Genomic DNA, 24,806 nt, shown 5'->3' with positions numbered 1-24,806 from the left:
AATTGGCGCATGAACCGAAGCAATCGGCCGGCGTCTAACGGCCACTACTGATCAGGAGTTTTTCGATGAATGTTCGTCTGCTGGGTTTGGCGCTGGGCCTGGGTTTGGCAATGCCGATGATTGCGCAGGCGCAGATGCTGCAGCCGGGGCTGTGGGAAATGACATCGAGCAACGTCAAGGTCGACAACCAGGACCTCCCGGATCTGCAACTGATTCTCGGGCAGATCCAGAGCCAGATGACGCCTGAGCAACGCGCTCAACTGGAGAAGCAAGGCATCACCATGGGTGGCAAGGGCATTCGCGCCTGCCTGACTCCGGAACAGGTAAAGACCGACAATATCCCCCTGACGGATCCTCAGTCGGGTTGCAAGCAGGAAATCACCGAGCGTACCGGCAACCAGTGGAAATTCCGGTTCAGCTGCCCGAAGGCCCAAGGTACCGGCGTGGCCACTTTCCTCAGCGATCGTGAGTTCACTACCAAGGTCAACGGTACATTCAACGCCACCGGTATTCAGCAGAAGGGTAGCCTCGATACTCGAGCCGTGTGGCTGGGTCAGGATTGCGGTACGGTCAAGCCTCGAGCCTGATCCCGCTTCCATTGGCTCTGTGCCACCGCGTCGTGGGCATGCAGGCTCTCTGCATGCACCACGCGTAGTTGAAACCCGTCGATTTCATCGCAGTGTTTGAGGGCAAAGTGCAGACGTCGCGCGGCGTCTTCGCAGAACATCAGGTTCTGTCCATTTGCCAACGCGAAAGCTTGTTCGTCGGCGCGCTTAACCGCTGTTTGTACTGCGGTGCCTAACGCCGTTTCTGCTACATCTATTATTTTTAACAGTGGTAACTCCAACCCATCTGGAATTATCCGTGCTTGCAGTTGTGCGCTGCTGCGCTGGCTGTGAGGTGTCGCAACAATTCCATTTGCGCCACCCAACCACACAAGCACCTCGGCATGCTGCAGAGTCCTGTTGGCGAAATCATCAATGAATTGCTTCTGGATCAGCTGCCGCGAAAGTGCGGCTGAACAGGGGCAGGTCGACGAGTAGATGACTTCGACAGTTAGTTCCACGTGGAACATTCCATTTTCCAGGCGCGCTTGAACACTCACCGGGTATGACCGCCAGCCGGATAATTGGGTGATCAGTGCCGGTCTTTTTAACAGCAGCTCAAAGTGGATGTTTAGGTAGGCACTGTTTGAAAGTCCCTGGTGAGTCCGCAGAAAGCACTGCAGTACCTGGCTCAAGCGCGCAGGCGTCAGCGCCTGTTGCTCAAGCGATTCTAATGCCAGGTACAGGCGTGACATGTGGATGCCACGTGCGTCGCCATCGTCCAGGCTGACCCCTGCATCGGCTTTTGCCGAGCAATGCTGGCCGTTGAGCACGATGGGAATGGCAATCCCGCGCATGCCGACCCAATCCAGCGGCAGTGTTTGGTGGGAGGCCTGGGTGGCGATATCCGGCAACGGCAGCGCGTTCATGAGGCAGTTCCATCGTAGAGGTAGATATTATATGTTATGTTATTACATATTAAATATACCACGCCTTTTTCTCACAAGAGCGTGCAATGCCTACGAGGAATTTCGCATGCCCCACCGTCTACCCGTCACCGTGCTGTCTGGCTTTTTAGGCGCGGGCAAAAGCACGCTGCTCAACCATGTGCTGCGAAATCGCGAAAATCTGCGCGTGGCAGTGATCGTCAATGATATGAGCGAGATCAATATTGATGGCAGCGAAGTTCAACGCGATGTCAGCCTGAACCGCGCTGAAGAGAAGCTCGTGGAAATGAGCAACGGTTGTATCTGCTGTACGTTACGCGAGGACTTGCTTGAGGAAGTCAGCAAGCTCGCCCGTGAGGGTCGCTTCGATTATTTGTTGATCGAATCCACGGGAATCTCTGAGCCGTTGCCGGTGGCCGAGACGTTTACCTTTCGCGATGAGCACGGCCAAAGTCTCGCTGACATCGCTCGCCTCGACACCATGATCACTGTAGTCGACGGGGTGAACTTCCTCCTCGATTACCAGGCTGCTGAAAGCCTCGCCTCCCAGGGTGAAATCCTCGGCGAGGAAGACGAGCGCTCGATCACCGACCTGCTGGTCGAACAAGTCGAATTCGCCGACGTGTTGTTGATCAGCAAGATCGACTTGATCAGCCGGAGCGAGCGGGAGGAATTGATGGCGATCCTCAAACGCCTCAACGCTCAGGCCGAAATCATTCCGATGGTGATGGGCGAAGTTGCCTTGGGCAGAATCCTGGATACGGGTCGTTTCGATTTCGACAAGGCCGCCCAGGCCCCTGGCTGGCTGCGAGAGCTACGCGGTGAGCACCTGCCGGAGACTGAGGAGTATGGCATCGCTTCCACCGCCTATCGGGCGCGTAAACCTTTTCATCCCCGGCGTTTTTTCGATTTCATCAACGGCTCCTGGGAAAATGGCAAATTGCTGCGTTCCAAGGGATTTTTCTGGCTCGCCAGCAAGCACATGGACGCGGGTAGCTGGTCTCAGGCGGGCGGCTTGATGCGCCATGGATATGCTGGGCGCTGGTGGCGTTTTGTGCCACAGGAGCAGTGGCCACAGGACGACGAAAGCATCGCTGCAATCCGAAAAAACTGGGCTGTCGACACCGGCGATTGCCGCCAGGAGCTGGTGTTCATCGGCCAGAATATCGACTTCGCAAAACTCACCGGCGAGCTGGACGACTGCTTGCTCACTGAAGCAGAAATGGCATTGGGTGTGTCGGGCTGGCAACAGCTGACGGACCCGTTCGGACCGTGGTACGAGGAAGTCTCCTGAGGCTCAAGGCTTGAGCCACGAACCCTGGCTCTGGCCTTCGCAATACGGCTTGAGATACGCCGCGTCAGTAGCGACGCCGTAATAGTGGATGTCCTGGCGATAAGGCATATTGGCGACTTGCGCGTTGCTGCACACACCAAACGCACCGCTCGGGCACTGGTCGACGTACTGCACCTCGACTTTCTGCCCGGCCAACGATGGCTGGCAGAAACCGTCGTTGAACAGTTTCTGCGGAATGTTGCGGTTCTGCTGGCAGACTTTGACGTCGAGCCGCTCGCCCTGACTGTGCACTACGCAGGCCTGAGCCCACACTTCGCTCGACAGCAACGCCAACAGCAACGACCATCCCATCCAACGCATCTTTGAATCTCCCAAGAAAGCTCCCGGCCATGTTGCAGAACATTCCCACCCATGTCATTGCTGGCCCTTTGGGTGCCGGCAAGACCAGCCTGATACGCCAGCTCATGGCGCAGCGGCCGACCGGCGAGCGCTGGGCGGTGCTGATCAACGAGTTTGGCCAGATCGGCCTCGACGCCGCGCTGCTGACTCGCGCCGCCGATGGTATCGCACTGGGTGAAGTGGCCGGGGGATGTTTGTGCTGCGTAAACGGTGCGCCTTTTCAGATAGGGCTGGGACGTCTGCTGCGCAAGGCACGGCCCGATCGGCTGTTTATCGAGCCGTCCGGGTTGGGTCATCCGGCGCAATTGCTCAGGCAACTGAACGAGGGGCCCTGGCTGGGTGTACTGGCTGTACAGCCGTGTGTACTGGTCCTGGATGCCCAGGCACTAGCCCTTGGCAAAACCTTGCCACAGGCGCAACAGGAGGCGCTAGGCAGCGCCGGCTTGTTGTTGCTGAACAAGTCGGAACAGCTTAATGAAGCAGATCGCCAGCGCATCGCCGCCAGCCTGCCAGCGCGCCCACTGCACTGGACCCGGCAGGCAGCACTGCCGCTAAGCGCACTACCCGGGCTCGATGCTCGCGCTGTGGGGGCTGTGGATAACTTCATCGCGCACAAGGGGCTGGGACAGCTGCCGGCACTATGGACTGACCCTGCAACGCCGATTTGTCTCTGTCAGCAACAGCAGGGCAGCTGGAGCGTTGGCTGGCGCTGGCACCCGAGCCAGACGTTCCAATTGGCCCACGTCAGTCGATGGCTTGAGGGCATGGTGTGGCGGCGGGCAAAGCTGGTCATTCACAGCGATGCAGGTTGGGTGTCCGCCAATGCGCTGGATAACTCGCCGCTGCAATGGCGGCCCAGTGAGTGGCGCCTGGATTCGCGCATCGAGTTGATCTTTGATGCCCCAGGGGATGTGGTGACGCTACAAGAGACGTTGGCTGATTGCCTGCTCTAAGGTCTCCACTTGTTGTGATCCTGGCGCCATTGGCTCAGCTCGATCACTTCAGCGCGGGGTTTGACGATGTCGACCACCGGCGGCGTGTCATCGAACGGGGCCGGGTAGGGCGCCAGTTCAATCTGCGCACTGTGCGCGCCAAACTGGGTGATGGTGCCGTTGTGCCGGGTTTCACCGGTTACGGTGAATTCGAAGTTGTACACCCGCGCCAGACGTCGACGGCCGTTGGCGTCCTTGATGAAGCCGATCTTCTTCAGCGCCACGTTACCGTCGAGCAGCTCGACGCGCACGTTCAGGCAATGCTGCTTGACCCGCTCCAGCGCCCGCTCGCGCAAGCCGTGGTTGTGCCATAGCCACGCGCCGGCAGCGGCGAACAGCATCAGCACGAAGATGTTTTCGAGGGTCAGCATCAACAAGGAACTCCAAAAGATAGCGTCAGCTTAACTGCGTCGCCGGTCTGTCGTACAGGCTGTGTTTCGTCGCATACTGCGCGGCTTGAATTTCAATCGTTTTACGGAAAAACCCGAATGAAACGTACGCCTCATCTGCTCGCCATTCAGTCCCATGTGGTGTTCGGCCATGCCGGCAACAGCGCCGCGGTTTTCCCGATGCAGCGGGTCGGGGTGAATGTCTGGCCGCTCAACACCGTGCAGTTTTCCAATCACACCCAGTACGGCCAGTGGGCGGGCGAAGTGCTGCCGCCACAGCAGATCCCCGAGCTGGTCGAAGGCATCGCCGCCATTGGCGAGCTGGGCAACTGCGATGCGGTGCTCTTCCGGGTACCTGGGCAGTGCGGCCCAGGGACGGGCGATCCTGACCGGTGTGGCGCGGATCAAGTCGATGAATCCCAAGGCGTTATACCTGTGCGACCCGGTGATGGGTCACCCGGAGAAGGGCTGCAGTGTGCCGCAGGAGGTCAGCGATTTCCTTCTGGAAGAAGCGGCAGCCGTGGCCGACTTCATGTGCCCGAACCAGTTGGAGCTGGACAGCTTTTCAGGGCGCCGCCCGCAATCGCTGTTCGACTGCCTGGCCATGGCGCGAGCACTGCTGGCCCGTGGCCCCAAGGCAGTGTTGGTCAAGCACCTGGACTACCCCGGGAAATCGGCGGATGTGTTCGAGATGCTGCTGGTCACAGCCGAGAACAGCTGGCATTTGCGCCGTCCGCTGTTAGCGTTCCCGCGGCAGCCGGTGGGCGTGGGCGACCTGACTTCAGGGTTGTTCCTGGCACGAGTGCTGTTGGGGGACAGCCTTGTGGCGGCGTTCGAATTCGCGGCGTCGGCGGTGCATGAGGTGCTGCTGGAGACCCAGGCGTGTGCCAGCTATGAGTTGGAATTGGTACGTGCTCAGGACCGCATTGCGCATCCGCGGGTGCGGTTTGAGGCGACTGCGATCAGCCTCTGATTTTGCGTTGAACCCATTCGCGGGCAAGCCCGCTCCCACAGGAAATCTGCCGGGTGCACAAATATTGTGTCCACTGACAATCTCTGTGGGAGCGGGCTTGCCCGCAAGCTATCTAAGGTCGGAACCAGACCTCAGGCGTCGCCCTTGATCTCCTGATACCGCTTTTCCAGCTCCTGGCGGATCTGCCGGCGCTGCTGTGCCTGCATGTAACGGCGCTTGTCTTCACTGTTCTGCGGTTGCAGCGGCGGCACCGCAGCAGGTTTGCGCTGATCGTCGACCGCGACCATGGTGAAGAAACAGCTATTGGTGTGGCGCACCGAGCGTTCGCGGATGTTTTCGGTTACCACTTTGATGCCGACTTCCATCGACGTGTTGCCGGTGTAGTTGACCGAAGCGAGGAAGGTCACCAGTTCGCCGACGTGGATCGGCTCGCGGAAAATCACCTGATCCACCGACAGGGTCACCACGTAACGGCCGGCGTAACGGCTGGCGCAGGCGTAAGCCACTTCGTCGAGGTATTTGAGCAGGGTGCCGCCGTGGACATTGCCAGAGAAGTTGGCCATGTCGGGGGTCATCAGTACCGTCATCGACAGCTGGGCGTTTCCGGGTTCCATAACGTTCTCACGGGTCAAGGCTGTTTGCTGGAAGCACCTCTGCGGGTGCCTGGTCGCTTTTCAAAAGCACCGTTATCGGGACGCCGGGCGACAGACTGTCGTCACGCCGGGATCGATCTGTTTCCTTATATTGCACCGCCTTCCAGCAGGAAGTCGCGGTGTTACCCTGCAAAAGCCCGCCCCAAGGGCAATTCCCACATAAAAATCGGATTTTTACTTAGCTCGTTCAGACCTTTCTGACGTCTGCTCGCGAGCCTCGTCATTCAAGGAGCCCACGCCATGCATGCCATCAGCTTTATTCAGGACCTGGCAGTGATCATGTTGGTCGCAGGCGTGGTGACCGTGTTGTTCCACCGTTTCAAGCAGCCGGTGGTGCTTGGCTACATCGTCGCCGGGTTCATCATTGGCCCGCACACGCCACCGTTCGGCCTGATCCACGACGAAGAAACCATCAAGACCCTCGCCGAGCTGGGGGTGATTTTCCTGATGTTCTGCCTCGGGCTGGAGTTCAGCCTGCGCAAGCTGTTCAAGGTCGGCGCGACGGCGTTTATCGCGGCCTTCCTCGAAATCATCCTGATGATCTGGATCGGCTACGAAATCGGCCGCTGGTTCGACTGGAACACCATGGACTCGCTGTTCCTCGGCGCGATTCTGGCGATTTCCTCGACCACCATCATCGTCAAGGCGCTCAATGACCTGAAGATGAAGAACGAGCGCTTCGCGCAGTTGATCTTTGGCGTGCTGATCGTTGAAGACATCCTCGGCATCGGCATCATCGCGCTGCTATCAAGCATCGCGGTCAGCGGCACAGTCAGCTCCGGCGAAGTGTTTTCCACGGTCGGCAAGCTGTCGCTGTTCATGATCGTCGCACTGGTCATCGGTATTCTGCTGGTGCCGCGTCTGTTGGCTTATGTGGCCAAATTCGAAAGCAACGAAATGCTCCTGATCACCGTGCTGGGCCTGTGTTTCGGCTTCTGCCTGCTGGTGGTCAAGCTTGAGTACAGCATGGTGCTGGGTGCGTTCCTGATCGGCGCGATCATGGCCGAGTCGCGGCAACTGCTGAAAATCGAGCGGTTGATCGAGCCGGTTCGGGATCTGTTCAGTGCGATTTTCTTCGTCGCCATCGGCCTGATGCTCGACCCGCTGATCCTGCTGCAATACGCGTGGCCGATCGCGGTGATCACCGTCGCCGTGGTGCTGGGCAAGATGTTGTCCTGCGGGCTCGGTGCATTTATCGCCGGCAATGACGGACGTACCTCACTGCGCGTGGGCATGGGGCTGTCACAGATTGGCGAATTTTCCTTCATCATCGCCGCGCTGGGCATGACCTTGCAGGTTACCAGCAACTTTCTGTATCCGGTGGCCGTTGCCGTGTCGGTCATCACCACGCTGCTGACGCCGTATCTGATCCGCGCGGCGGACCCCCTGTCGATCAAGCTGGCAGCGGTGATGCCTCAGCGACTGGGCCGGGTATTGGGCATGTATGGCGAATGGCTGCGCAGCATTCAGCCGCAAGGCGAGGGCGCGATGCTGGCGTCGATTATCCGCAAGATTTTGCTGCAAGTCGGGGTCAACCTGGCGCTGGTGATCGCGATTTTCTTCAGCGGTGCGTTCTTTGCCGAACGCATCTCGGCGTGGCTGCAGGACTGGATCGCGGATCCGAGCTGGCAGAAGGCATTGATCTGGGGCGGGGCGTTGTTGCTGTCGTTGCCGTTCCTGATCGCCGCCTATCGCAAGCTCAAGGCGCTGTCGATGCTGCTGGCGGAGATGGGCGTCAAGCCGGAGATGGCGGGGCGTCATACGCAGCGGGTACGACGGGTGATCGCTGAAGTGATTCCGATCCTGTCGCTGCTGGTGATTTTCCTGCTGCTGGCGGCCTTGTCGGCGAGTATTTTGCCAACCAACAAGCTGCTGGTGTTGATCGTCGTAGTGGCGGCCGCTGTGGCTGCCGTATTGTGGCGCTGGTTCATTCGCGTTCACACGCGGATGCAGGTGGCCCTGCTGGAGACCCTGGACAATCACAAGGAATCGTCAGGCCATTGATTGAACCTGCAACCAGCGGGCCGCTGCGCGGGCTGATGGCTGCAGAATACTGCGAGGCTCAGCTTTCCAGCCAGACGTCCCGCGCCCAGTGCCATACCGATTCCCAGGTTTCTTCGGCGATCAGCTCTTCTTCGGCCTGCCACAACACGACGGTGCCGTCTTCTTCGACGCAGTAGTAGTCATCGCCGTCCTGGCAGATCGGAATCAGGCTGCGGTCGACACCGGCATCCCAGGCGTTGGCGGCCACGTCCGGCAGATAGGTGTGCGATTGCGGGTCGGTGACGGTAACCGGCTCCAGGCTGCCATAGACCACATCACTGACCGTCAACAGGAATTCTCTGAAGACAAACGGGATATCGATGAACAGTTGTTCCTCGATTTCCACCAGCAGGTCTTCGTCAGGCAGCTCCAGTGGAACCGGTACGGGTTCGTTGGCTTCGCGCAGTTGTTCGATGATTTCTTCCACGTCCGGGATCCTCTTGCTTGAATGGCGCGGTTTATATGGGCCGGTTTATACAGTAGCTCGCTATAGATGCAACCGCGAAATAGAAAACCCCGGCCGAAGCCGGGGTTTTTATCACAACAAGTGAAGCGCAGGAGGGGATCAGCCGTTCTGGCGGATACCGGCGACCAGCCAAGGCTGGTTGTCGCCCTGCGGACGCTCCATGTTCCAGCTTTCGCTGAACACTTCGCCCTGGTCGAAACGCGAAGTCTTCGACACGCCGTTGAAAGTCAGGGTGGCGATGGTTTTGTCCGCACGGTCATCCACGCCGTCCAGTTGCACATTGAGGTTATCAATGTAGGTGGACTGGAAGCTGTCGCCAAGATCAGCGCGCTCGCGCTTGAGGAACTCGAGCATTTGCGGGGTCACGAACTCGGCGATCTTGTCCATTTCGTTAGCGTCCCAGTGCTGCTGCAGGGACTGGAAGTGGTTGCGAGCTGCTTCAATGAAGTTGTTTTCATTGAACCAGGCTGGCGCATTGATCACCGGACGTGCGGCAACCGGCGCTGCTGCACCGCCGAAGATCGAACCCATGCCAGCAGGCTTGTGCTCGAACACTTCACGCTGCATTGGCGCGCCGGCCGGGGCCAGGTGCTCCTGCTGCTTGCGGCGACGAGCGGCGATGAAGCGGAAGACCAGGAAGGCGATGACCGCCATGATCAGGATGTCGAAGATCTGCATCCCCTGGAAGCCGCCGCCCATGAACATGGAGGCCAGCAGGCCACCGGCAGCGATACCGGCCAGAGGGCCGAGCCAGCGCGACGCACCGCCGGCTTTGGCAGCGGCGCCAGCGGCACCGGCCGCGCCGGCAGTGGCAGCAGCGCCACCGGCAGCAGAAGAAGGAGCCATTTGGCTGGTCTGGTGAGTCGGCGCAGCGCCGGAGCTCTTGCCGCCACCAAAGCGCTTGGCGTTGGCGTCGAGGCTCATCGTCAGGCCGATGCACAACGCCATGGCGATGCTAAGAAAACGTTTCATAAAGGGAATTCCCATTTGTGGAAGGCACGCGCGCCATGTTGCACAGCTGAAGTGTTACTGGCTAGTGGCAGAGTGTTTCGGGCTTTTGCCTGACAGGTTCGGTTCAGCTTCGTCGAGGCAATAAGGTTATGTACTTTTGTCTGTAGGAAAAAGGGATAGGTTCACAGAGAAATGAAAACCTGTAGGAGCGGGATTGCCCGCGAAAGCCGTTTAGTACCTGGCATGGATGCCAGCTGATACACGGTATTCGCGAGCGAGCCGCACCGCCGCTCCCACCTGCAAGACCTGCTTGCAGGTCCCTAGACGGCTTCCAGCTTGGCGTAGCCGAGCATCAGCCATTTGCTGCCTTCGCTGAAGTTCACCTGCACCCGGGCCTGGGCGCCGGCGCCTTCGAAGTTGAGGATCACGCCGTCGCCAAAGATTGAGTGACGCACCGTCTGACCCAGGCTGAAGCCGGTTTCCGGAATTTCACTGCCACTGAACAGGTTGCTGCCACTCATCGACTGGTTGCCGCCAAACGGTCGGCTGACGCTGTTCGACAAGCGCACTTCCTGAATAAGACCCTTCGGCACTTCACGGACGAAACGCGAAACCTTGTTATAGGTTTCACTGCCGTACAGGCGTCGGGTTTCAGCATAGGTCATCACCAGGTTCTGCATCGCCCGCGTGATGCCGACATAGGCCAGGCGTCGTTCTTCCTCAAGACGACCCGGTTCTTCCAGGCTCATCTTGTGCGGGAACAGGCCTTCTTCCATGCCGACGAGGAACACGTAGGGGAATTCCAGGCCTTTGGCGCTGTGCAGCGTCATCAACTGAATGCTGTCTTCGTGCTCGTCGGCCTGGGTATCGCCAGCCTCCAGCGACGCGTGGCCGAGGAACGCCGCCAATGGCGTCAGTTCTTCGTCTTCTTCGTTGTTCTCGAAGTTGCGCGCGGCGCTGACCAGTTCCTCAAGGTTTTCTACCCGCGCCTGGCCTTTCTCGCCTTTTTCCGCTTCGTGATAGGCGATCAGGCCGGACTGCTCGATGACGGTTTGCGTCATCAAGTGCAACGGCATGTCCATGCACTTGGCGGCAAGGTTCTCGATCAGCTCGATAAACGCGCCCAGCGCACCGGCGGCACGGCCGGTCAGGCCTTTATTGGCGACCAGTTGGCGCATCGCTTCCCACATCGACACATCGCTGTGACGGGCGTGGTCGCGGATCGCTTCGACGGTTTTCTCGCCGATGCCACGGGCCGGAACGTTGATCACCCGTTCCAGTGCGGCATCGTTACCGCGACCCTCGAGCAGGCGCAGATACGCCATGGCGTTCTTGATTTCCGCGCGCTCGAAGAAGCGTTGGCCGCCATAGATGCGGTACGGAATGCGTTCGCGCAGCAAGGCTTCTTCAAGAACGCGCGATTGGGCGTTGGAGCGGTACAAAATCGCGATATCGCTACGTGCCAAGCCGGTTTTCAGCGCGCTTTCGATGGTTTCGACAACGTAGCGTGCTTCGTCGTGTTCGTTGAACGCAGCGTACAGATTGATCGCCTCGCCGTCGCCGCCATCGGTCCACAACTCTTTGCCGAGACGTCCGGTGTTGTTGGCAATCAGCGCGTTGGCAGCCTTGAGGATGCCGGCGGTGGAGCGGTAGTTCTGTTCCAGACGAATGGTCACCGAATCGGCGAAGTCGGAAGAGTACTGATGAATGTTCTCGATCTTCGCGCCGCGCCAGCCGTAAATCGATTGGTCGTCGTCGCCGACCACCATCAGGCTGTCGCCGCCCTTGCCGAGCAGGCGCAACCAGGCGTACTGCACGGCGTTGGTGTCCTGGAATTCGTCGACGAGGATGTGGCGGAAACGCTTCTGATAATGCGCCAGCAGGCCCGGATGATCGCGCCACAGGTCGAGGGCGCGCAGGAGCAGTTCGGAGAAGTCGATGACGCCGGCGCGCAGGCACGCCGCCTCGTAAGCTTCGTAAATGCTGCGCATGGTCGCCAGGTACAAGTCGCCGCTGGCTTGAATGTGTTGCGGGCGCAGACCTTCGTCTTTCTGCCCGTTGATGAACCACTGAGCCTGACGGGCCGGCCAGCGTTGCTCGTCCAGCCCCAGCTCACGGATCACCCGCTTGACCAGCCGTTGCTGATCGTCGCTGTCGAGAATCTGGAAGGTCTGGCTCAGCCCGGCTTCCTGCCAATGTGCCCGCAGCAAGCGGTGCGCCAGGCCGTGGAAGGTGCCGACCCACATGCCGGCCGGGTTGATACCCAGCAACTGCTCGATGCGATGACGCATCTCGGCAGCGGCCTTGTTGGTGAAGGTCACCGACAGAATAGAGTGAGGCGAGGCGTTTTCGACCTGGATCAACCAGGCGATACGGTGCACCAGCACTCGGGTTTTACCGGAACCGGCGCCGGCCAGGACCAACTGACGACCAACGGGGGCTGCTACGGCCTGGCGTTGGGCATCGTTGAGGGAGTTCAGCAGAAGGGAGAGATCATCGCGCATCGGGGCATTCTAGGGTGCGCCGCAGGCCCGGGCAAACCGAGCTTTGCATTAGCCGATGAAAGTCCTGCCGATGACGACCGGTCGGTCACCGGCTACAGGCGTCAGCCCGTCTCGCTTTGCGGGTTTTGCCGGTGCCACGGTCGGGAAAAGTTTCGCGCAAATTATGATCTGGAGCAGTTTGGCAACGGGATCTGCTTGTGTATGCTCCGTCCACGTTTCGGGCGCACGCCCTCCTTATAAGAACAAGAACGTTGCCCATGACCCTCAGCTCCGAACTGTCGGGCCCCTCTGTGGAACCCCGGGTTGTCCGCAAGCACTACGCAACCGAAATGGCGGTCGAGCGCACGCGCCTGCTGTATCAGGGATCGCTGCTGCCTACTTTGTTCATGCTGATCAATGGCCTGGTCTGCGCCGGCCTGCTCTGGAGCCCGCAACGCTACTTTCTGGTCAGCATCTGGCTGGTGTGGTTGCTCTCACTGGTGGCGTTGCGGGTTATCCAGGTCGCGGCTTTCGACTCAGCGATCCCCAACCGTCAGGCGCATCCGGTCTGGCGCCGCATGTTCATGCTCGGCTCGGACCTGACCGGCTTGACCCTGGCGGGTGCCGGTATCGCGCTGGTCCCGGCGGACACCTTCATCCAGCAAGCCTGGGTATTTGGCCTGATCGGGGCCGCTGCGCTGTCGGCGAGCGTGGCCTACGCCGTCAGCCTCCCGGCGTTTCTTTCCTTTACGTTGCCCTGTCTGTTGCCGGCGATCGCCTATCTGTTCTGGGGCGGCGATGAGCAAGGCCTGGGCTGGGGCTGGTTCGGCCTGATTTTGCTGGGGGCGTTGAGCGTGGTTGCCTGGCAGGTCAACCGGCTGATCGATCGCGGCTTGTTGCGTCGCTTCCAGAATCAGGCACTGATCGAGCACCTGCAGCAGGCTCAAACGCAGCAGCGATCAACTGAATAAGAAGCTGGCCAGGGAGATTGAGCAGCGTAGCTGCGCCGAAGGCTGAACTACGGGCCATTCAGGCCGGGCTGGAAGACCGTGTTGCCCAGCGCAGCCTCGAACTCGACCTGGCCAACCAGGCCCTCAGTAAAAGCGAGGCGCGTCTGGCATTGGCGCTCAAAGCCAGTGAGCTGGGGTTGTGGGACTGGAACCTGCAGACGGACGAAGTCCACCACACGCAGCTTCAGGAATTGTTCGGCCTGGAGCCAGAGTTAGTGACGGCCATGCTGCGCCATCTCAAGCCACGCCTGCACCCCGAGGACGTGCCGGCGCTCAAGCGCGCATTGGTTGAACACCTGAAGGGTCGCAGCGAGGACTATCAGATCGAATACCGCGTGCGTCACGGTGACGGTCACTGGGTATGGATCGAGGACCGTGGACGGGCGGTGGAGCGCGGCGAAAATGGCCGGGTGGTGCGCATGGTCGGGACTCGGCGCAACATCAGCGTCAGCAAGCACCAGGAAGCGCAACAGCAACTGGCTGCGACGGTCTTTGAAGCGGCCAGTGAAGGTATTGTGATTTTCGATCCCAGTTACGCCCTGATCGCCGCTCAATCAGGCCTTCTGCCGAGTGACCGGCTATGAGATCGACGACATGCTCGGACTGAGTGTGGTCGATCTGCCGTGCAGTCGTGACGCTCGCCGGCACTACAGCGCCATCCGCCAGGCACTGGAGCAGCATGGCAGCTGGCAGGGCGAACTGGTGGAGACGCGGAAAAATGGTGAGTTGTATCCGCAGTGGTTGCAGCTAAGTGCGGTGCGTGATAGTCGGGGAAATGTAAGTCATCTTGTAGGCTTCTTCGCTGATCTTTCGGCCAGGCGCGAATCTGAAGAGCGCATGCGGTTTCTCACCCATTACGACGAGTTGACGGGCCTGGCTAACCGCTCGCTGTTCCGCGAGCGTCTGCGTGAGGCTCATCAACGGATGCGTCAGGGCGGGCGCAGCCTGGCGTTGCTGCATATCAATCTGGATCGCTTCAAATTGCTCAACGACAGCCTTGGCCACGAAGTCGCTGACCAGTTGCTGCAGAAAATGGCCCGACGGCTGGTGAATGCGTTGCCAGAAGCCGACACCATTGCGCGCTTATCCGGCGATGAATTCGCGGTGCTGTTCGATGCCTACGGCAATTTGTCGAGTCTGGCGCGGGTCGCTACGCGGTTATCGACCAAGTTGCGCTTGCCGCTGACGGTGGACGGGCATGAGCTGGTGGTCAGCGCCTCGATGGGCATCAGCATGCTGCCGGACAATGCCCGTGAGATCTCCGCGCTGGTCAGCCAGTCGAACATGGCCATGCAGCATGCCAAACACTTGGGCGGCAATAACTTCCAGTTCTACACCGACAGCTTGCAGGCCAGCACCCTGGAGCGTTTGCAACTGGAAAACCAGTTGCGCAAAGCCATCGATGACCAACAGCTCAAAGTGTTCTACCAACCCAAGCTCTGCCTCGCCACGGGGCGCCTGAATGCCGCCGAAGCCTTGGTGCGCTGGGATCATCCCGACAGGGGCGGGTGCCGCCGGGGGATTTCATCGGGCTGGCCGAGGAAACCGGATTGATCGGGCCGATTGGCGAGTTCGTGCTGCGGCAGGCCTGCTGGCAGGCGTGCGAATGGCAGCGTCAGGGCCTTGAGCCGATCCGCGTTTCGGTGAACCTGTCGGTGCATCAGCTGCGTCAGGGCAAGCTGGTCAGCCTGGTACGCCAAGTGCTGGAGGAAACCGGCCTGGCGCCGCACTACCTCGAGCTGGAGCTGACTGAAAGCCAGTTGCTCGACAGCGTCGAGCACATCATCGCGACCTTCCAGCAGCTGCGTGATCTGGGGGTGAAACTGGCCATCGACGACTTTGGCACCGGCTATTCGTCGCTCAGTTACCTCAAGCGCATTCCGGTGGATTACGTGAAGATCGATCAGGCGTTCATTCGTGGGCTGGGGGAGGGCAGTGAAGACGCGGCGATCACCCGCGCGATCATCGCCATGGCCCATGGACTGTCGTTGAAAGTGGTGGCGGAGGGCGTTGAGCGGCAGGAGCAACTGGAATTTTTACGCGCCGAACGCTGCGATGAAGTGCAGGGCTATCTGATCAGCAAGCCCGTTGAGGCGCAACAGCTTGCGAGCCTTCTGCAGTTGCAGGGCTCGAAGTAATTCCGCGGAGGCGTGATTGGCGCTACATGCAGCCATGCTCTGCTGAAAACGAGGGATTCGGTTACGCATTGAGCAGGCAAAAAGCCAATTCATGTAGTATAACTACAAGCGTGCTACATCACGGCGCCTGCCCATAAGAAGAGTCCAGCCCCTTGAATCTGCTGCAACACATCGCCCAATCACGTCACCTGTTACGCAAGTCGGAGCTCAAGGTCGCCGACCACGTGCTGCTTGACCCTGCGGCGGTGATGCACAGTTCCATGGCCGACCTGGCCCACAGCGTCGGCATCAGCGAACCGACCATCGTGCGCTTCTGTCGCGCCATTGGTTGCTCGGGTTTTCAGGATCTTAAACTGAAGCTGGCGCAGAGCCTGGCCGCCGGTGCCAGCTTCGGCCAGTTCGCGATCCACGAAGACGACTCGGTCGCCGATTACAGCCTGAAGATTTTCGACACCACCCTGCACACGTTGATGGAGGTTCGCGAGAAGCTCGATCCGATTGAGTTGCAGCGCGCGGTGACGCTGATGTCGCAGGCGCAGCGTGTCGAGTTCTACGGCTTTGGCGCGTCAGGCGCGGTGGCGGCGGATGCGCAGCACAAGTTCTTCCGTTTGCTGCTGACCGCAGCGGCGTATTCCGATCCGCACATGCAGGCAATGTCGGCGGTGACCTTGAAGCCGACCGATGTGGCGATCTGCATTTCCCAGTCCGGGCGTTCGAAGGATCTGTTGATCACCGCCAATCTGGTGCGCGAGAGTGGCGCTTCGCTGATTACCTTGTGCCCGAGTCAGACGCCGTTGGCTGAATTGTCGACCGTCAACCTCGCGATCGATGTGCATGAAGACACTGAAATCTATACGCCGCTGACGTCGCGTATCGCGCACCTTGTGGTGATTGATGTGTTGGCGATGGGCGTGGCGATGGCGCGCGGGCCGAGCCTGGTCAACCACCTCAAGAGCGTAAAGCGCAGCCTGCGCAGCTTGCGTCTGTCGCCTAAGGCCGCGAAAGCTCTGGATGATTAAAGCAAGATCGTTCCGACCTTAATCGCGAGCAGGCTCGCTCCCACAGGAGATCTCCTCTGATACAAATTCTGTGTCATACCGAGATCAAATGTGGGAGCGAGCCTGCTCGCGAAGGCGTCCTCAACTAAACCAAAACCCTGCACAAGATTCATCGCACTGTCATCCGCAAGAAGCCAAACCGTCATCCCCCGCGCCTATCGTGAAACTCCTGTCATCGCCTTGGGAGACTCGAAATGGCTCAGCCCTACGAAGAACGCAACAGCGCAGCGAAAACCCGTCGTCAGCAGGAAGACCAGCGCCGCATGGAATTTCGCCGCGCCATCGAAGATCGCTTCGAACTTCGCCAGCTTCAAGCCGAAATAGGCGACTTTCCCGAGATCAATCACTGGCAGGCAGCGCCCGCAGCTTCCCGTCGAAGCGCTCAACCAGGGCGCTGATCTGTACCCGCTCGCTGCGGATAAACGCCAGGAAGGCGTGCGCCACCGGTGACAGCCGTTTCGCCTTGGCTTGCACCAGGCACCAGCTGCGCAGCAGCGGCAGTTCCTCGACCGGCAACTCGACGAGGCCGCCGGTCGCCAGCTCCAGGTTCAGGGCATGGCGCGTCAACAGCGCCAGGCCCAGACCTGCCACCACGCATTCACGCTGAGCTTCGGCCGAGGCCACTTCCTGGGTCTGGGTGAAGTGCACGCGCTTCTCTTTGAAATACTCTTCGCAGGCCAGTCGCGTGCCCGAGCCGGGCTCGCGGATCAGCAGCGTGTACGGCTCAAGATCCTGCAAGCGCAGCGGGCCCATGTGCGCCAGCGGATGATCCGGTCGCGCCACGGCGACAATCGGATTGTTCAGAAACGGCAGGAATTCCAGGCCCATGTCCTGCGGCACCATCGACATGATCACCAGATCATCGCGGTTGTCCGATAGTCGTCGGATCACTTGGCCACGATTGACCACGGTCAGTTGCAGATTCACTTCCGGATGCTGGCGCTTGAACGCCGCAAACAGATGCGGGACGAAGTACTTGGCGCTGGATTCCACTGCGAGCTTCAGTTGGCCCTGCAGCGAACCCTGCATATCCGACAGCTGCATATCGAGGTTTTCCAGACGCCCGAAAATGTCTCGGCTGGCACGCTGAAGGGCTTCCGCGGCTTCGGTCATGTAGAGTTTTTTGCCGACGTAATCGAATAATGGCTGCCCGATCAGCTCTTCCAGCTGGCGAATCTGCAGGCTGACCGCCGGTTGCGTCAGAGACATTTCATCTGCGGCACGGCTATAAGAGCGCAAATCACACACTTCGTTGAAAATCTGCAACTGACGTAATGTCATACGCATCAAGGACTTACGCATTTTTTCTTCGCTCTGAACCATGGCCGGTAATCTGACTATAAGTCTTTACTTATGCCTGACCCAATTTTTATTCATTTTTGTTAATCCCTCATGAGCGCTAGTGTGGGGTCGCGACTAAATTGAAACATTTGGTCACGCGTCGACCTGGGTCTAGCAGGTCGTGGTGCCACCGGCTCAAGGGAACCTCCAAGTGATAAAAAAGATCCTGATCGCCAACCGTGGTGAGATTGCCGTACGAATCGTGCGAGCCTGCGCCGAAATGGGCATTCGCTCGGTTGCGATTTTTTCCGACGCTGATCGCCATGCCTTGCATGTGAAGCGTGCGGATGAGGCCCACAGCATTGGTGCCGAACCTCTGGCCGGCTACCTGAATGCGCGCAAGCTGGTGAACCTGGCGGTTGAAACCGGCTGCGATGCGCTGCACCCCGGCTACGGTTTCCTCTCGGAAAACGCTGAGCTGGCAGATATCTGCGCCGAACGCGGGATCAAATTCATCGGCCCTTCGGCAGAAGTCATTCGCCGCATGGGCGACAAGACCGAGGCGCGCCGCAGCATGATCAAGGCCGGCGTACCGGTCACGCCGGGCACCGAAGGCAACGTCGCGGACATCACCGAAGCGTTGGCCGAAGGTGACCGTATCGGTTACCCGGTAATGCTCAAAGCCACCTCCGGTGGTGGTGGTCGCGGTATCCGTCGCTGCAACAGCCGCGAAGAGCTCGAACAGAATTTCCCCCGGGTGATTTCCGAAGCCACCAAGGCTTTCGGTTCGGCGGAAGTGTTCCTGGAAAAATGCATCGTCAATCCCAAGCACATCGAGGCGCAGATCCTCGGTGACAGCTTCGGCAACGTCGTGCATTTGTTCGAGCGCGATTGCTCGATCCAGCGCCGTAACCAGAAGCTCATCGAAATCGCCCCAAGCCCCCAGCTGACCCCGGAACAGCGCGCCTACATCGGCGACCTGTCGGTGCGCGCGGCCAAGGCGGTGGGTTACGAGAACGCCGGCACCGTGGAGTTCCTGCTCGCCGAGGGCGAGGTGTACTTCATGGAGATGAACACCCGGGTGCAGGTGGAACACACCATCACCGAAGAAATCACCGGCATCGACATCGTGCGTGAACAGATCCGCATCGCGTCGGGCCTGCCGCTGTCGGTCAAGCAGGAAGACATCCAGCACCGTGGCTTCGCGTTGCAGTTCCGCATCAACGCCGAAGACCCGAAGAACAACTTCCTCCCAAGCTTCGGCAAGATCACCCGTTACTACGCCCCCGGCGGCCCCGGTGTGCGCACCGACACGGCGATCTACACCGGCTACACCATCCCGCCGTTCTACGACTCCATGTGCCTGAAACTGGTGGTGTGGGCGTTGACCTGGGAAGAAGCCATGGACCGTGGCTTGCGTGCCCTCGACGACATGCGTCTGCAAGGGGTCAAGACCACCGCCGCGTACTACCAGGAAATCCTGCGCAACCCGGAATTCCGCAGCGGCCAGTTCAACACTAGTTTCGTGGAAAGCCACCCTGAGCTGACCAACTACTCGATCAAGCGCAAACCCGAAGAGCTGGCCCTGGCCATCGCCGCCGCCATCGCCGCCCACGCAGGCCTATGAGGAATATAACAATGAGCAAGAAAATCCACGTCACCGACACGATCCTGCGCGACGCCCACCAATCGCTGCTCGCGACCCGCATGCGCACTGAAGACATGCTGCCGATCTGCGACAAGCTCGACAAGGTCGGCTACTGGTCGCTGGAGTGCTGGGGCGGCGCGACCTTCGACGCCTGCGTACGCTTTCTGAAAGAAGACCCGTGGGAGCGTCTGCGCCAACTGCGCGCGGCGTTGCCTAACACACGTCTGCAAATGCTTCTGCGCGGCCAGAACCTGCTGGGCTACCGCCACTACAGCGACGACGTGGTCAAAGCCTTCGTCGCCAAGGCTGCAGTCAACGGCATCGACGTGTTCCGCATCTTCGACGCGATGAACGACGTACGTAACCTGCGCGTGGCCATCGAAGCGGTGAAAGCCGCCGGCAAACATGCTCAAGGCACCATCGCCTACACCACCAGCCCAGTGCACACCATTGACGCTTTTGTTGCGCAAGCCAAGCAAATGGAAGCCATGGGTTGCGACTCGGTGGCGATCAAGGACATGGCCGGTCTGCTGACCCCTTACGCCACTGGCGAACTGGTTCGCGCACTGAAAACCGAGCAGTCGCTGCCGGTGTTCATCCACTCGCACGACACCGCCGGTCTGGCGACAATGTGCCAGCTCAAGGCCATCGAAAACGGCGCCGACCACATCGACACGGCGATCTCCAGTTTCGCCTCGGGCACCAGCCACCCTGGCACCGAGTCGATGGTTGCTGCACTCAAGGGCACCGAGTTCGATACCGGTTTGAATCTGGAACTGCTGCAAGAGATCGGCCTGTACTTCTACGCCGTGCGCAAGAAGTACCACCAGTTCGAAAGCGAGTTCACCGCCGTCGACACCCGTGTGCAAGTCAACCAGGTGCCGGGCGGGATGATCTCCAACCTCGCCAACCAGTTGAAAGAGCAGGGCGCCCTCAACCGCATGGCCGAAGTGCTGGCCGAGATCCCGCGTGTTCGCGAGGACCTCGGCTTCCCGCCGCTGGTGACGCCGACTTCGCAGATCGTCGGCACTCAGGCGTTCTTCAACGTGCTGGCCGGCGAGCGCTACAAGACCATCACCAACGAAGTGAAGCTTTACTTGCAGGGCGGCTATGGCAAGGCGCCGGGCGTGGTTAACGAAAAACTGCGTCGTCAGGCCATCGGCAGCGAAGAAGTCATCGACGTGCGTCCGGCCGACCTGCTCAAGCCGGAAATGACCAAGCTGCGTGCCGACATCGGCGCACTGGCCAAGTCGGAAGAAGACGTGCTGACCTTCGCCATGTTCCCGGACATCGGCCGCAAGTTCCTTGAGGAGCGTGCCGCCGGCACCCTCACGCCGGAAGTGCTGTTGCCGATTCCTGAAGCGGGTGGTGTGACAAAAGCAGGCGGCGAAGGCGTACCGACCGAGTTCGTCATCGACGTCCACGGCGAGACCTATCGCGTCGACATCACCGGTGTCGGTGTGAAGGCTGAAGGCAAGCGTCACTTCTACCTGTCCATCGACGGCATGCCGGAAGAAGTGGTGTTCGAACCGCTCAACGAATTCGTCGGCGGTGGCAGCAGCAAGCGCAAACAAGCGTCGGCTCCCGGCCATGTCAGCACCACCATGCCGGGCAACATCGTTGATGTGCTGGTCAAGGAGGGCGACACCGTGAAGGCTGGCCAGGCTGTACTGATCACCGAAGCGATGAAGATGGAAACCGAAGTCCAGGCAGCCATTGCCGGCAAGGTCACCGCGATTCATGTGGCCAAGGGTGATCGGGTCAATCCGGGCGAAATTCTGATCGAAATCGAAGGCTGAGATAACGGCCGCGATCCAACGCTTTAAACCTCGGGGGGGCATGTGCTCCCCTTTTTTTTGCTGTCGTTTGGGCGGTTGCCGACAAGCGTCTCGCATCTGCATTATTTTGCGTTTTTTATTGAAAGTTCAACTTTTATCTGCATTATACTGCAGTTCTCAAGGGTGCTTCACAGGTCTGAATGCACTATATTGCGTGTTTGCTTCGCAATTAACGTCAAAATATGCATTTAAATGCAGGTGAAGATGGCATGTATAACCTCACCTTACAGGTCTACATCGACGCTACCTGGCGCGACGCCATGGTCTTGAGCTTTGACAGCCCTGAAAAAGGCTTTGAGAGCCGCTGCAGCTTCGGTTACGAACAGAGTTATCTGGCCGACAACTATGAATCCATCGGAACACCTTTCGCGAAAGCTGTGAGTGCCAGGCTTCCACTGGATTGGGATGGATGGCGCTCCAATGCCCCGGCGTTCGTGTATGACATTGCACCTGCAGGAGCGGCGAAAAGATTTCTAATGGCTCGCATCGGCCGAGACAAGCCTGCAAATATCGACGCTGCCCTTTATCTACTTGCTCGAAGCACGCCGGCACCGATCGGCAATATGCGGATAAAAGAATCTGCTGAAGCAGTAGACCCGCGCGAGGCAATGGGTTTCGAGCGTCAGGACGTGATCGCCCGTGATAACCGGTTTCTTGAATATGCCTATGAGCAAGGTGCCGCGATTGGTGGAGCGACGGGGGCGGGAGGCGAGGCTCCAAAGCTTTTGCTGGCTCAAAATAAAAGTGGTCTTCTATACCCCGATGCTGTGCTTGAGGATGCCGAGGTTACCCAGCACTGGTTCGTGAAGTTCGCCCGCAATAAGGGCTCGAAAACAGACCAGGATATCCTCAGGAGTGAGTATCACTACTACAAGGCGCTGCAGGATCTGGGGATAGAAACAATTGAGGCGCAGAGCCTGGCTTTGGAAGAGGCCACCAAGCCGAGTCTGTGGATGAAGCGTTTTGATCGCCGAGTGACCGATCAGAGAATCGAGCGCCTTGCCGTTGAATCGGTCTATTCGTTGGCAAATATCACTACACCCGGTAGTGCCATGGATCACATCGAAGTGATTCGACTGCTCGCGAAGCTTTGGCGTGGCGCGGGACAAGTTGATGAAATCCCTGATTTGGTCGCTGATTATCTGAGACGCGACTTGATCAATAAGATTCTCGGTAACTCAGACAACCATGGTCGCAACACCGCGATTATCCGTGGCACTGATTCGTTTCGACTGGCACCGATTTACGATCTGGCACCGATGGTGATGGACGATGAAGGTGTTACACGTACTACCAAGTGGCCAAAAGAACTGGAACGGGCGGGTGACGTGGATTGGCGTGGCGTGTGTAGCGCCGTGGCTGAACTGGCCGATCCGAATGACCCATTGGCCACACTCGGCGATGCATCGCAAATCTACGAGCGCCTGCGTGCGGATGCCCGACGCCTGGCTGCACTTCCCGACATTCTAAGTGCCAGTGGTTTGCCTGACGCGACGATGAATCACCCGCGAATTGCCTTGAAAAGCCTGGAGCACCGTTTGATAGAGTGGGACTTGAAATGAGCATGACGGTTGCAGAGCGCACAAAGCTCATTGAGAGCATCCGGGAGGCACTTGCCCAAGGCACTCTTGAAATCGGCGAGGCGGTTCGCCGTTTACGCGTGGAGGTCACGGGCCTGCACCAGACGCAGTTTGCGAAAATGTGCAAGATTTCGGTGCGCACGCTGGTACATATCGAGCATGGTGAGGGGAATCAGACGTTGAAATCCCTGAATGCAGTGTTCAGACCTTTTGGAATGAAAATGGGGGTGGTGCGGCTGCGGCGCGATAGTGAGCGTTGAACTACGCCGCGCCGCCAATCCGTAGGAGCCGGCTTGCCGGCGATTGCGATGGCTCACGCGCCACCGCCGGTAAGCCGATCAGTCCCTAAGCCCGGCACTGCGCCAGCGTCTTCAACTGACCCGAAGTCGTCTGGTTTTCATCCGAAAGCCACCGTTCGAAGCCCGCGCCGATGGCCGGCCACTCGCCATCCAGAATCGAGTACCACGCGGTGTCACGGTTTTCGCCCTTGACCACCATGTGCTGGCGGAACACACCTTCGAAGCTGAAGCCCAGGCGCTCGGCGGCGTATTTGGAGCGAGCGTTGCCGTTGTTGCACTTCCACTCCAATCGACGGTAACCCAGCTCGAAAGCGTGCCTGGCCAACAGGTAAACCGCCTCGGTGCTTTTCGGCGAACGTTGCATCGGTGCGCCGAAGGTCACGTGGCCGATCTCGATGCGGCCCTGGGCCGGGACGATCGACATCAGGCTGAGGATGCCTTGCACTTGCCCGGTGGCGCGGTCGATCACGCTGAAAAAATACGGATCGCTTTGAGCCGCGTGGTTGTTCAGCCAGTCATTGAAAACGCTGCGCTCGGGGAAAGGCCCATAAGGCAGATAGTTCCACAGTTTCGGGTCGGCACCGGGGCCTTCGAGGGCGTTGAACAGCTGATCGCCGTGGCGCGCCGGGTCGAGTTTTTCCAGGCGAATGAAGCGGCCTTCGATGGTTTGAACCGAGGGGGCCGGGACGCCTTTCCAGTCCGCGAGTGAAGTCGCCATGCTGTTCTCCTTGAACCTTAAATGGCTTTACGAAACTGGATGAAACCCGGGCGTTCGGCGATACGCTCGTAGAGCTGGATCGCGGTGGCGTTGGTTTCGTGGGTCAGCCAGTGCACTTTGCAGCAGCCGTCAGCCTTGGCAGTGGCGTAGACGTGCTCGATCAGCAGGCGACCGACGCCGGTACCGCGGGTTTCGGGCATCACCAGCAGATCCTGCAGGTAGCAGGAGTTTTCGATACTCCAGTTCGAGCGATGGTAGATGTAATGCACCATGCCCACGGCTTTGCCGTCAGCCCAGGCGAGGGCGGCGTGAGTCGGTTCGTTCGGATCGAGGAAGCGCTGCCAGGTGCTTTGCGTGACAGCGTCCGGCAGTTCGGTGTTGTAGAAACGCAGGTAAGCCTGCCACAGCGGCAGCCACGCGGCGTGGTCATCAGCACTGACCTGGCGAATGTCGATCTGACTCATGGTGATTTCCTTAGCGCATCAATTGGGCGAGGGTTTGATCATTGACTTCGGGGCTGGCAGCGAGGCCTTCACGCACGCCGGCAATGTCTTCAGCGCTGCGGTTCTGGCTGAGCTTGCGCTTGCCTTCGAGACGGTCGATGGGAATCGCAAAACCGACGATGGCCTTGAGCATGCCGTCGATGTAATCGGCGGGAGCGTCGTCCACTGACCACGGCTGGGCGCGGCCGGCTTCATGGCGATCAGTGAGGGTGCTGACAATGTCGAGCAGGCGTCCGCCATCGCTAAAGGTTTGGGCGTGACCATAGGCGTGCACGGCGACGTAGTTCCAGGTCGGCACGACTTTGCCGTGCTCGGCTTTGCTCGGGTAAAAACCGGGGCTGACGTAGGCATCGGGGCCGGCAAAGATCAGCATCGCTTCGGCGCCGTCGCGCAAGTCTTTCCACTGTGAATTGGCTTTGGCGAGGTGACCGTACAACGTGCCGTGGGAACCTTGTTCGCAGTGCAGCAACACCGGCACATGACTGGCTTGCAGGCCGTTTTCGCCGTGGCTCACCAAAATGGCCAGGCGAGTGGCGAGGATCAGTTCGTGCAGTTGGGACAGCTCGTCGATGGCAAAGGCGCGGGGCGTGTACATGGA

At 59.4% G+C, this 24,806-nt stretch carries 21 protein-coding genes and 2 pseudogenes; 12 read left to right on the top strand and 11 right to left on the bottom strand.

Features of this window, described 5'->3' with window-relative positions; translation table 11 throughout:
• Positions 1-65: 65 nt before the first annotated feature.
• Positions 66-587: a DUF3617 domain-containing protein gene (locus tag JFT80_RS06120; protein WP_201147264.1), complete on the top strand. Its 522-nt coding sequence runs from the start codon at positions 66-68 to the stop codon at positions 585-587.
• Here JFT80_RS06120 and folE2 read toward each other — a convergent pair.
• Positions 554-1,474 carry a GTP cyclohydrolase FolE2 gene (gene folE2, locus JFT80_RS06115; protein WP_201147263.1) on the bottom strand — a complete coding sequence of 307 codons (921 nt, stop codon included), beginning with the start codon at positions 1,472-1,474 and terminating at the stop codon, positions 554-556. The two genes, JFT80_RS06120 and folE2, sit on opposite strands and share 34 nt — an antisense overlap.
• A gap of 106 nt (positions 1,475-1,580) precedes the next feature.
• Here folE2 and zigA point away from each other — a divergent pair, with 106 nt between their 5' ends.
• The gene (gene zigA / locus JFT80_RS06110) at positions 1,581-2,786 is read left to right on the top strand and encodes a zinc metallochaperone GTPase ZigA (protein WP_201147270.1); all 1,206 of its coding nucleotides are present in this window, start codon (positions 1,581-1,583) and stop codon (positions 2,784-2,786) included.
• A gap of 3 nt (positions 2,787-2,789) precedes the next feature.
• Here zigA and JFT80_RS06105 read toward each other — a convergent pair whose 3' ends face one another.
• Complete coding sequence (locus tag JFT80_RS06105) at positions 2,790-3,146, bottom strand: NADH:ubiquinone oxidoreductase (protein ID WP_201147262.1); 357 nt, start codon at positions 3,144-3,146, stop codon at positions 2,790-2,792.
• A 29-nt stretch (positions 3,147-3,175) separates the two neighbouring features.
• On the opposite strand from JFT80_RS06105, the gene JFT80_RS06100 reads away from it, so the two are divergent.
• Positions 3,176-4,138: a GTP-binding protein gene (locus JFT80_RS06100; RefSeq protein ID WP_201147261.1), complete on the top strand. Its 963-nt coding sequence runs from the start codon at positions 3,176-3,178 to the stop codon at positions 4,136-4,138.
• Here JFT80_RS06100 and JFT80_RS06095 read toward each other — a convergent pair.
• Complete coding sequence (locus tag JFT80_RS06095) at positions 4,135-4,548, bottom strand: DUF3301 domain-containing protein (RefSeq protein WP_201147260.1); 414 nt, start codon at positions 4,546-4,548, stop codon at positions 4,135-4,137. The genes JFT80_RS06100 and JFT80_RS06095 overlap by 4 nt on opposite strands.
• A 117-nt stretch (positions 4,549-4,665) precedes the next feature.
• On the opposite strand from JFT80_RS06095, the pseudogene pdxY reads away from it, so the two are divergent.
• A pseudogene (gene pdxY / locus JFT80_RS06090) lies at positions 4,666-5,539 on the top strand (pyridoxal kinase PdxY).
• A gap of 131 nt (positions 5,540-5,670) precedes the next feature.
• Here pdxY and JFT80_RS06085 read toward each other — a convergent pair.
• Entirely contained in the window at positions 5,671-6,153 is a 483-nt protein-coding gene (locus JFT80_RS06085) for an acyl-CoA thioesterase (RefSeq protein ID WP_003229693.1), read from the bottom strand.
• Between the two features lie 279 nt (positions 6,154-6,432).
• On the opposite strand from JFT80_RS06085, the gene JFT80_RS06080 reads away from it, so the two are divergent.
• Complete coding sequence (locus tag JFT80_RS06080) at positions 6,433-8,196, top strand: cation:proton antiporter (RefSeq protein ID WP_201147259.1); 1,764 nt, start codon at positions 6,433-6,435, stop codon at positions 8,194-8,196.
• A 58-nt stretch (positions 8,197-8,254) separates the two neighbouring features.
• Here JFT80_RS06080 and JFT80_RS06075 read toward each other — a convergent pair whose 3' ends face one another.
• From JFT80_RS06075 to uvrD, 3 genes are all read right to left on the bottom strand, one after another.
• Positions 8,255-8,662: an SMI1/KNR4 family protein gene (locus JFT80_RS06075; protein WP_003187120.1), complete on the bottom strand. Its 408-nt coding sequence runs from the start codon at positions 8,660-8,662 to the stop codon at positions 8,255-8,257.
• A gap of 138 nt (positions 8,663-8,800) precedes the next feature.
• The gene (locus JFT80_RS06070; protein ID WP_201147258.1) at positions 8,801-9,673 is read right to left on the bottom strand and encodes a Tim44 domain-containing protein; all 873 of its coding nucleotides are present in this window, start codon (positions 9,671-9,673) and stop codon (positions 8,801-8,803) included.
• Between the two features lie 299 nt (positions 9,674-9,972).
• Entirely contained in the window at positions 9,973-12,156 is a 2,184-nt protein-coding gene (gene uvrD, locus JFT80_RS06065) for a DNA helicase II (protein ID WP_201147257.1), read from the bottom strand.
• A gap of 257 nt (positions 12,157-12,413) precedes the next feature.
• On the opposite strand from uvrD, the pseudogene JFT80_RS06060 reads away from it, so the two are divergent.
• From JFT80_RS06060 to JFT80_RS06050, 3 genes and pseudogenes are all read left to right on the top strand, one after another.
• Positions 12,414-15,283 (top strand): annotated as a pseudogene (locus JFT80_RS06060) (EAL domain-containing protein).
• 152 nt (positions 15,284-15,435) lie between these two features.
• Positions 15,436-16,302 carry a transcriptional regulator HexR gene (gene hexR / locus JFT80_RS06055; protein ID WP_008078846.1) on the top strand — a complete coding sequence of 289 codons (867 nt, stop codon included), beginning with the start codon at positions 15,436-15,438 and terminating at the stop codon, positions 16,300-16,302.
• 233 nt (positions 16,303-16,535) lie between these two features.
• Positions 16,536-16,739, top strand: coding sequence for a PA3496 family putative envelope integrity protein (locus tag JFT80_RS06050; protein ID WP_201147256.1), 204 nt, complete (start codon positions 16,536-16,538; stop codon positions 16,737-16,739).
• Here JFT80_RS06050 and JFT80_RS06045 read toward each other — a convergent pair.
• On the bottom strand, positions 16,681-17,643 hold the full coding sequence (locus JFT80_RS06045; RefSeq protein WP_201147255.1) for a LysR family transcriptional regulator: 963 nt from the start codon (positions 17,641-17,643) through the stop codon (positions 16,681-16,683). The two genes, JFT80_RS06050 and JFT80_RS06045, sit on opposite strands and share 59 nt — an antisense overlap.
• 190 nt (positions 17,644-17,833) lie before the next feature.
• On the opposite strand from JFT80_RS06045, the gene JFT80_RS06040 reads away from it, so the two are divergent.
• The 4 genes from JFT80_RS06040 to JFT80_RS06025 all read left to right on the top strand — a co-directional run bounded on the left by JFT80_RS06040 (position 17,834) and on the right by JFT80_RS06025 (position 22,948).
• Positions 17,834-19,249 (top strand): acetyl-CoA carboxylase biotin carboxylase subunit, encoded by a 1,416-nt coding sequence (locus JFT80_RS06040; RefSeq protein ID WP_201147254.1) that lies wholly within the window; start codon positions 17,834-17,836, stop codon positions 19,247-19,249.
• Positions 19,250-19,260: 11 nt separating this feature from the next.
• Positions 19,261-21,069 (top strand): sodium-extruding oxaloacetate decarboxylase subunit alpha, encoded by a 1,809-nt coding sequence (gene oadA, locus JFT80_RS06035; RefSeq protein ID WP_201147253.1) that lies wholly within the window; start codon positions 19,261-19,263, stop codon positions 21,067-21,069.
• A 248-nt stretch (positions 21,070-21,317) separates the two neighbouring features.
• A complete protein-coding gene (locus JFT80_RS06030) occupies positions 21,318-22,670 on the top strand; it encodes a type II toxin-antitoxin system HipA family toxin (protein ID WP_201147252.1) in 1,353 nt (450 codons plus the stop codon).
• Positions 22,667-22,948 carry a helix-turn-helix domain-containing protein gene (locus JFT80_RS06025; protein ID WP_045060833.1) on the top strand — a complete coding sequence of 94 codons (282 nt, stop codon included), beginning with the start codon at positions 22,667-22,669 and terminating at the stop codon, positions 22,946-22,948. Before JFT80_RS06030 ends, JFT80_RS06025 begins: the two co-directional genes overlap by 4 nt.
• 85 nt (positions 22,949-23,033) lie before the next feature.
• Here the strand turns inward: JFT80_RS06025 and JFT80_RS06020 are convergent, their stop codons facing one another.
• The 3 genes from JFT80_RS06020 to JFT80_RS06010 are packed head-to-tail and all read right to left on the bottom strand — an operon-like array spanning position 23,034 to position 24,803.
• Positions 23,034-23,705, bottom strand: a complete 672-nt coding sequence (locus JFT80_RS06020) for a GNAT family N-acetyltransferase (protein WP_201147251.1) — start codon at positions 23,703-23,705, stop codon at positions 23,034-23,036.
• Between the two features lie 17 nt (positions 23,706-23,722).
• On the bottom strand, positions 23,723-24,169 hold the full coding sequence (locus tag JFT80_RS06015) for a GNAT family N-acetyltransferase (RefSeq protein WP_201147250.1): 447 nt from the start codon (positions 24,167-24,169) through the stop codon (positions 23,723-23,725).
• A gap of 10 nt (positions 24,170-24,179) precedes the next feature.
• Complete coding sequence (locus tag JFT80_RS06010; RefSeq protein WP_201147249.1) at positions 24,180-24,803, bottom strand: FMN-binding negative transcriptional regulator; 624 nt, start codon at positions 24,801-24,803, stop codon at positions 24,180-24,182.
• Positions 24,804-24,806 lie beyond the last annotated feature (3 nt).

This window comes from Pseudomonas sp. TH10, from assembly GCF_016651255.1.
GTDB lineage: Bacteria > Pseudomonadota > Gammaproteobacteria > Pseudomonadales > Pseudomonadaceae > Aquipseudomonas.
Note: the sequence above shows the minus strand (reverse complement) of the source record. Positions and strands in the feature narration are given on the sequence as shown.

Bases quoted from the DNA above. Each gene is read 5' to 3' on its own strand.
- JFT80_RS06120 (WP_201147264.1), top strand. From the start codon at position 66: ATGAATGTTCGTCTGCTGGGTTTGGCGCTGGGCCTGGGTTTGGCAATG.
- folE2 (WP_201147263.1), bottom strand. From the start codon at position 1,474: ATGAACGCGCTGCCGTTGCCGGATATCGCCACCCAGGCCTCCCACCAA.
- zigA (WP_201147270.1), top strand. From the start codon at position 1,581: ATGCCCCACCGTCTACCCGTCACCGTGCTGTCTGGCTTTTTAGGCGCG.
- JFT80_RS06105 (WP_201147262.1), bottom strand. From the start codon at position 3,146: ATGCGTTGGATGGGATGGTCGTTGCTGTTGGCGTTGCTGTCGAGCGAA.
- JFT80_RS06100 (WP_201147261.1), top strand. From the start codon at position 3,176: ATGTTGCAGAACATTCCCACCCATGTCATTGCTGGCCCTTTGGGTGCC.
- JFT80_RS06095 (WP_201147260.1), bottom strand. From the start codon at position 4,548: ATGCTGACCCTCGAAAACATCTTCGTGCTGATGCTGTTCGCCGCTGCC.
- JFT80_RS06085 (WP_003229693.1), bottom strand. From the start codon at position 6,153: ATGGAACCCGGAAACGCCCAGCTGTCGATGACGGTACTGATGACCCCC.
- JFT80_RS06080 (WP_201147259.1), top strand. From the start codon at position 6,433: ATGCATGCCATCAGCTTTATTCAGGACCTGGCAGTGATCATGTTGGTC.
- JFT80_RS06070 (WP_201147258.1), bottom strand. From the start codon at position 9,673: ATGAAACGTTTTCTTAGCATCGCCATGGCGTTGTGCATCGGCCTGACG.
- uvrD (WP_201147257.1), bottom strand. From the start codon at position 12,156: ATGCGCGATGATCTCTCCCTTCTGCTGAACTCCCTCAACGATGCCCAA.
- JFT80_RS06050 (WP_201147256.1), top strand. From the start codon at position 16,536: ATGGCTCAGCCCTACGAAGAACGCAACAGCGCAGCGAAAACCCGTCGT.
- JFT80_RS06045 (WP_201147255.1), bottom strand. From the start codon at position 17,643: ATGCGTAAGTCCTTGATGCGTATGACATTACGTCAGTTGCAGATTTTC.
- oadA (WP_201147253.1), top strand. From the start codon at position 19,261: ATGAGCAAGAAAATCCACGTCACCGACACGATCCTGCGCGACGCCCAC.
- JFT80_RS06030 (WP_201147252.1), top strand. From the start codon at position 21,318: ATGTATAACCTCACCTTACAGGTCTACATCGACGCTACCTGGCGCGAC.
- JFT80_RS06025 (WP_045060833.1), top strand. From the start codon at position 22,667: ATGAGCATGACGGTTGCAGAGCGCACAAAGCTCATTGAGAGCATCCGG.
- JFT80_RS06020 (WP_201147251.1), bottom strand. From the start codon at position 23,705: ATGGCGACTTCACTCGCGGACTGGAAAGGCGTCCCGGCCCCCTCGGTT.
- JFT80_RS06015 (WP_201147250.1), bottom strand. From the start codon at position 24,169: ATGAGTCAGATCGACATTCGCCAGGTCAGTGCTGATGACCACGCCGCG.
- JFT80_RS06010 (WP_201147249.1), bottom strand. From the start codon at position 24,803: ATGTACACGCCCCGCGCCTTTGCCATCGACGAGCTGTCCCAACTGCAC.